Here is a 6,854-nt window from a genome sequence, read left to right on the forward strand (position 1 = left end):
CGCTGATCCGCGAAAAGCAGCCGTTGCTGCCGCCATCGCACGGGCAAAAGCGCGCAAAGCCGCACAGGGAACTCAAGAGTCTGCTGATACCGCCCCTGTCGTAACCGAACCTGTTACAGCAACACCCGCAGCTACGCAAGTTGAAGACGCTGATCCGCGAAAAGCGGCCGTTGCTGCCGCTATCGCGCGGGCAAAAGCACGCAAAGCCGCACAGGGAACTCAAGAGTCTACTGATACTACCCCTGTCGTAAACGAGCCTGCCACTGCAATACCAGTAGCAGCGCAAGTTGAAGACGCTGATCCGCGAAAAGCGGCCGTTGCTGCCGCGATCGCGCGAGCAAAAGCGCGCAAAGCCGCACAGGGAACTCAGGAGTCTGCTGATACTAACCCTGTCGTAAACGAACCTGTTACGGCAACACCCGCAGCTACGCAAGTTGAAGACGCTGATCCGCGAAAAGCAGCCGTTGCTGCCGCTATCGCGCGAGCAAAAGCGCGCAAAGCCGCACAAACTACGGCAACACAAACAGATAACAGCAGTACCATTCATACTGAAATGCGTGAGGAAGAGACAAACCGATGATCTTTAAAATTGCCAGCTCCCCTTACACGCATAACCATCAAAGCACCAATATGCTGATGCGTCAGGTGATTATGGCCTGTATTCCCGGTGTAGCGGCACAGTGGTTTTTCTTTGGCTGGGGCAGCTTAATTCAGATTGCCATTGCTATCGTAACGGCAGTTATTGCAGAAAGTCTGGTGCTGTTTTTGCGGAAAAAACCTATCCGGCAAACACTGCAAGATAATACCGCCATACTCACCGGCTTACTGCTTGGGGTCTGTATTCCACCGCTAGCACCTTGGTGGATTATGGTAATCGGCATTATTTTTGCCGTAATTATTGCCAAGCAGCTGTATGGTGGTCTAGGGCAAAATCTGTTTAACCCTGCCATGGTCGGCTATGTTGTGCTGTTAATCTCTTATCCTGTACAGATGACATCATGGCTTCCTCCACTCAGTCTACAAACAGAGCCTGTTTCACTGACTGACAGCGCCATGGTGATATTTAGCGGGCACACGCTAGAGGGCAGCACCATGCATCAGCTCTTACTTGATGCTGACGGAATTACTCAGGCAACCCCTCTGGACACACTAAAAACCAACCTGAAAAACGGGTTAACGGTGCATGAGATTATGCAAAAACCGTTTTTTGCTCAGGGTGGTAGTATTGGTTGGTTATGGACAAACATCGGCTTTTTGCTAGGTGGCCTCTACCTGCTATACCGCCGGACAATTCAGTGGATGATTCCCGTCAGTTTTCTGGCCAGTTTAACGGTAATTAGCACCCTTGGCTGGCTTATTTCAGCCGATTCTGCGGCAACACCGTGGTTCGCCCTCTTTTCCGGTGCAACCATGCTTGGGGCATTTTTCATTGCAACCGATCCGGTCACAGCCTCAACAACGGTCAAAGGGCGGCTAATTTTCGGTGCGTTAATTGGTTTGCTGGTCTATTTGATTCGAACATTTGGCGGCTACCCTGATGGCGTAGCATTCGGTGTACTGATTGCCAATATGGCCGTCCCCCTGATCGATCATTACACCCAACCCAGAGTTTACGGGCGCTAAGGATTTTATCATGCTAAATACAATGCGCCGTCATGGCATTACGCTGGCTATTTTTGCGCTGGTGACTACAGGAATGATCGTGGTTGTACACTCACTGACTAACGATAAAATTACGGCTCAGGCTAAATTACAGCAAGCCAACCTGATTAATCAGGTATTACCACCAGAGCTATATGATAATGATCCGTTAAAAGAGTGTGTGTTAGTCACCAACCCTACTCTGCTCGGTACCACCGCTCCTCATAAAGCTTATTTAGCACGGAAAAATGGGCAACCTGTTGCTATGGCGATAGAGAGCACCGCCCCTAATGGCTATTCCGGTGCAATTAAACTGATTGTCGGGGCTACACTGAGCGGAAAATCGCTTGGTGTTCGAGTATTAGAGCACCATGAAACACCGGGGTTGGGTGATAAAATAGAGCTACGCATCTCTGACTGGATTTTAAGTTTTAAAGACAAAATATTAAAAAGTGATACTGACTCACGCTGGGCGGTACGCAAAGATGGCGGTATGTTTGACCAATTTACCGGCGCAACTATTACCCCACGCGCAGTGGTTGGTAGTGTTAAAAACACGCTGATTTATGCACACCAGTAAGGTGCAGAATTATTTAATCAAACCCCTGATTGCGGTGAATAACCACGCGATGATTTAGTGACTGATGGAGTAAACGTGTGAATAATCCACGAGAAATTTTGCTGCAAGGGTTATGGAAAAACAACTCCGCACTGGTGCAATTGCTGGGGTTGTGCCCTTTGCTCGCGGTAACATCAACGGCAACCAATGCACTCGGTTTAGGTCTGGCTACCATGTTGGTACTGATTTGTACCAACGTAACTATTTCAGCCATTCGCCACTGGGTACCCAGTGAAATCAGAATACCTATTTATGTGATGATCATTGCCTCAGTAGTCACCGTTGTGCAGTTACTGATGAATGCTTATGCCTTTGGTTTGTATCAATCATTGGGAATTTTCATTCCACTTATCGTTACAAACTGTATTGTTATTGGTCGTGCAGAGGCTTTTGCGGCAAAAAACTCTGTTGCTGATTCCGCGCTTGACGGGCTGGCAATTGGTCTGGGAGCAACATCCGCATTGTTTGTCTTAGGTTCGCTACGGGAAATTATCGGTAAAGGTACTCTCTTTGATGGCGCAGATCTTTTACTTGGCTCATGGGCTACGGTATTACGTATTGATATTTTGCATCTAGATAACAGCTTTTTGCTGGCCATTTTACCGCCCGGTGCATTTATTGGGTTGGGTTTTATGCTGGCTGGAAAATATCTGATCGACCAAAAAATCAAAGCCCGCAGCAGCTCGGCCGCTTCCCTTGAACATGGTGAGTTGAAAAAAACTAACAGCTGTCACTGACCTTCACCGTGCAAAGAAGACCCGATATGAACCAGAAAAAAAGAGTCGAAATTTTACAGCGATTACGAGAGCAAAACCCAAAACCCACAACTGAGCTTAACTTTAGCTCCCCGTTTGAGTTGTTGATTGCGGTGATGTTGTCAGCACAAGCAACTGATGTCAGCGTTAATAAAGCAACAGACAAACTCTACCCTGTTGCTAATACTCCACAGGCTATTTTTGATTTGGGTGTTGATGGCTTAAAGGGTTACATAAAAACCATTGGGCTCTATAACACCAAAGCCGAAAACGTCATCAAAACCTGCCGTATTTTGCTTGATCAACATGGCAGTGTCGTACCTGAAAACCGTGAAGCACTGGAAGCATTACCCGGTGTCGGAAGGAAAACAGCCAACGTCGTGCTCAACACCGCGTTTGGATGGCCGACCATTGCGGTAGATACTCATATCTTCCGCGTATCCAACCGTACAGGCTTTGCGCCGGGTAAAAACGTCAATGAGGTTGAAAAGAAACTTCTCAGTGTTGTGCCTGCCGAATTTAAACTCGATGTACACCACTGGCTTATTTTGCACGGCCGCTATACCTGTATCGCCCGTAAACCGCGTTGTGGCTCATGTATCATTGAAGATTTGTGTGAATATAGCGAAAAAACCGAATAAAAAATCACGGTAACTACAGATGCATAATGTCAATCTACAGAGGCTGCCGCACAAATAGATAACGCTGTAACACGTAAAATCAGGTAACCTTTGCGTTATCACAATCTACTTTGTGGTAAGTTAACCTCGTGTGTTGCGCATTTGCATTTATTTCTTAACGCTAATGCCTAGAGATAAATTGATTATTTATTCAGTGACGCATTTTGCGTCACTTTTTTTATCTCTATATCCATAAAACGTACAGTGCTATTTCTCATGTTCACGTTGGCTAGGCTCATATTTTAATCTTGGTATATACCATGCAAATCCACTCTTGTTGACACCTACCAGAGTAAACACCTTTACTGACGAATATGATGAATAATACTGGTTACAATACCGACAATATGCGGCGTAGTCTGTGCATCAAGATCAGGGTATTCAGGATTTAATGACAACAAACAGGCTTCATCACTTTGGCTATCGCTCGGACTATCACTGCCCTGTTGCATTTCATACACCACCATCTCCCCCTGATGCATAATAATCACCAAGTCACCTGATTTAGGTAACAATATGCGATCAACCACTAGGATATCACCGGAACGGATACCCGCATTTGTCATGCCTGATCCGGTAATTCGCATAAAAAAAGTATCATCTGGGCGCTTAATACAATGCAGATTCAGATCAAGACGCTGACGTCCGGAAAAAGGGTGAGAAGAAGTCGGTGTACCTAACGCATTGTCATTAAAAAATGCCACTGGGCGGTAGGTGAACAGATCATTGGGGAGCGAAATGTTCAGTTCCATGATAGCCTCATCTATACTGTACGTTTATACAGTATAAGATAAGGAGTATCGGTTTCAGATGCAAGTATTTCTGAACACTGGATACAACTTTTTTGTGCTGTAGATAGCAGACATAAAAAAACCTCTGATATACAGAGGTTTTATAGAATAAGTATAAGGAAAGCTCACATACCAATCCGTAGATTAACCGATATGTGTTAAGCCACCCATATAGCTGCGCAATGCTTCAGGGATCTCAATTCGACCATCAGCTTGCTGATAGTTCTCAAGAACCGCTACCAATGTACGCCCTACCGCCAAACCAGAACCGTTTAAGGTGTGTACCAAGCGTGGCTTCTTATCGCTCTTAGAGCGGCAACGAGCCTGCATACGGCGAGCTTGAAAATCGCCCATGTTAGAACATGAAGAGATCTCGCGGTAAGTATCTTGTGCCGGCAGCCACACTTCCAAATCATAGGTTTTGTGTGAGCCAAAGCCCATATCACCGGTACACAGCAGCATAGTACGGTATGGCAGACCCAACAGTTGCAGCACTTTTTCTGCATGTCCGGTCAGCTCTTCGAGTGCCTGCATAGAGTCTTCTGGACGAACAATCTGCACCATTTCAACTTTATCAAACTGGTGCATACGGATCAGACCACGGGTATCACGGCCATATGAGCCAGCTTCAGAACGGAAACACGGGGTATGAGCTGTCATCTTCAGAGGCAATGACTCTTCTTCAAGAATATCACCACGGACTAAGTTCGTTACCGGCACTTCTGCTGTCGGGATCAGGGCATAAGTTGGATCACCCTCTTCCAGCGGCATGGTGTGGAACAGGTCTTTACCAAACTTAGGCAGTTGGCCAGTACCGTACAGCGTTTCATGGTTTACCAGATACGGAACATATGTTTCCAAGTAACCGTGTTCTGTCGTGTGTAAATCCAACATAAACTGGGCAAGCGCACGGTGCAATTTTGCAATCTGGCCTTTTAATACCACAAAACGTGCGCCGGTCAGTTTTACAGCGGCGGCAAAATCCATACCACCGGCCATCTCACCCAGATCAACATGATCACGTACAGTGAAATCGTAGCTGCGAGGTGTACCCCAACGGCGAACTTCACGGTTGTCGGCTTCATCACGGCCACTTGGCACATCATCTGCCGGAATATTCGGGATACTCAGCGCGATATCACGCCATGCATCTTGCAACTGATCCAGCTCAGCTTTTGCTGCATCCAGCTCACTTCCCATGGAAGCAACTTCATCTAGCAATGGCTGAATATCTTCACCACGCGCTTTAGCTGCGCCGATCGCTTTCGAGCGAGCGTTACGTTCAGCTTGCAGATTTTCAGTTTTTACCTGCAATACTTTGCGTTTTTCTTCCAGCGCTTTAAGCGTTTCAACATCAATTTTAAAGCCACGACGTGCCAGCTTCTCTGCCACCACGTCAAGATCGTTTCGTAGCAAATTAGGATCGAGCATTTTTATCCCGCTTTTTATCGTTATTTAAGAAATTTAATCTGAGCTATCTCTGGAATAGAGTGCTCACCTATCTTATTTTCGCTGTTTTACAGCGCAGGGTCTACTGTAAACACCCGTTCTATATACCCTTAGTACAAACATTAACGCAAAGCCATATGTTACGGATAGCGTTTTATCGGGCTATTTTGATCTTGCTGTGCTAACCAGCTCAGTTTCTCAGCAATTTTACCTTCTAAGCCACGCGCGGTAGGATGATAGTAACGTGTTTGCTGCATTTCTGGCGGCAAATAGCATTCACCAGCGGCATAGGCGTGCGGTTCATTATGTGCGTAGCGATACTCTGCACCTAACCCCATCTGTTTCATCATGGCCGTTGGCGCATTACGCAGATGATCAGGCACATCATAATCGGGATTATTCTTGGCATCAGCCAGTGCAGCATTGAACGCGGTGTACACCGCATTGCTTTTAGGGGCACATGCTAAATACACCACCGCTTGTGCAATAGCCCGTTCACCTTCTGCTGGGCCAACACGGGTAAAACAATCCCATGCTGCTAATGCAATTTGCATACCTCGTGGGTCGGCATTACCCACATCTTCAGAGGCAATAGCCAATAACCTACGAGCAACATACAGCGGATCACCGCCGGCGGTCAGTATTCGAGCATACCAGTACAACGCACCGTCAGGTGATGACCCCCGAATAGATTTATGTAATGCCGAGATAAGGTCGTAGTAACGATCACCTTTATTATCAAAACGCGCGCTACGCTCCCCGACTACATCCGTTAACAATTGCGGGGATAACACCTTCTGGCCATCGGCATTCTCTGCAGCCATATCTACCATCAGCTCAAGACAGTTCAGCGCCATACGTGCATCACCATTGACCAGCCGCATCAGCTGTTCGCGAGTCTGAGGCAGCAGTTGCAATG

At 46.9% G+C, this 6,854-nt stretch carries 6 protein-coding genes and 2 pseudogenes; 5 read left to right on the top strand and 3 right to left on the bottom strand.

The genetic code is table 11. The features are described 5' to 3' along the window. From ACRC27_RS08555 to nth, 5 genes and pseudogenes are all read left to right on the top strand, one after another. Positions 1-580, top strand: a pseudogene (locus ACRC27_RS08555) (hypothetical protein); the annotation flags it as partial. Beyond that, complete coding sequence (gene rsxD / locus ACRC27_RS08560; protein ID WP_438639686.1) at positions 577-1,623, top strand: electron transport complex subunit RsxD; 1,047 nt, start codon at positions 577-579, stop codon at positions 1,621-1,623. The pseudogene ACRC27_RS08555 and the gene rsxD, both read left to right, overlap by 4 nt. Positions 1,624-1,633: 10 nt before the next feature. Beyond that, positions 1,634-2,221, top strand: a complete 588-nt coding sequence (gene rsxG, locus ACRC27_RS08565; RefSeq protein ID WP_438639687.1) for an electron transport complex subunit RsxG — start codon at positions 1,634-1,636, stop codon at positions 2,219-2,221. Between the two features lie 77 nt (positions 2,222-2,298). Next, the gene (locus ACRC27_RS08570) at positions 2,299-2,997 is read left to right on the top strand and encodes an electron transport complex subunit E (RefSeq protein ID WP_438635984.1); all 699 of its coding nucleotides are present in this window, start codon (positions 2,299-2,301) and stop codon (positions 2,995-2,997) included. Positions 2,998-3,023: 26 nt separating this feature from the next. Further along, on the top strand, positions 3,024-3,656 hold the full coding sequence (nth, locus tag ACRC27_RS08575) for an endonuclease III (RefSeq protein WP_438631824.1): 633 nt from the start codon (positions 3,024-3,026) through the stop codon (positions 3,654-3,656). A gap of 341 nt (positions 3,657-3,997) precedes the next feature. Here the strand turns inward: nth and ACRC27_RS08580 are convergent, their stop codons facing one another. From ACRC27_RS08580 to ACRC27_RS08590, 3 genes and pseudogenes are all read right to left on the bottom strand, one after another. Next, positions 3,998-4,447, bottom strand: a complete 450-nt coding sequence (locus ACRC27_RS08580) for a LexA family protein (protein ID WP_438624046.1) — start codon at positions 4,445-4,447, stop codon at positions 3,998-4,000. 183 nt (positions 4,448-4,630) lie between these two features. Then, positions 4,631-5,917 carry a serine--tRNA ligase gene (gene serS / locus ACRC27_RS08585; protein ID WP_438624048.1) on the bottom strand — a complete coding sequence of 429 codons (1,287 nt, stop codon included), beginning with the start codon at positions 5,915-5,917 and terminating at the stop codon, positions 4,631-4,633. Positions 5,918-6,075: 158 nt separating this feature from the next. Then, positions 6,076-6,854 (bottom strand): annotated as a pseudogene (locus tag ACRC27_RS08590) (recombination factor protein RarA); the annotation flags it as partial.

It is taken from the genome of Plesiomonas sp., assembly GCF_051650925.1.
Classification (GTDB): Bacteria; Pseudomonadota; Gammaproteobacteria; order Enterobacterales; family CAMTGL01; genus Plesiomonas.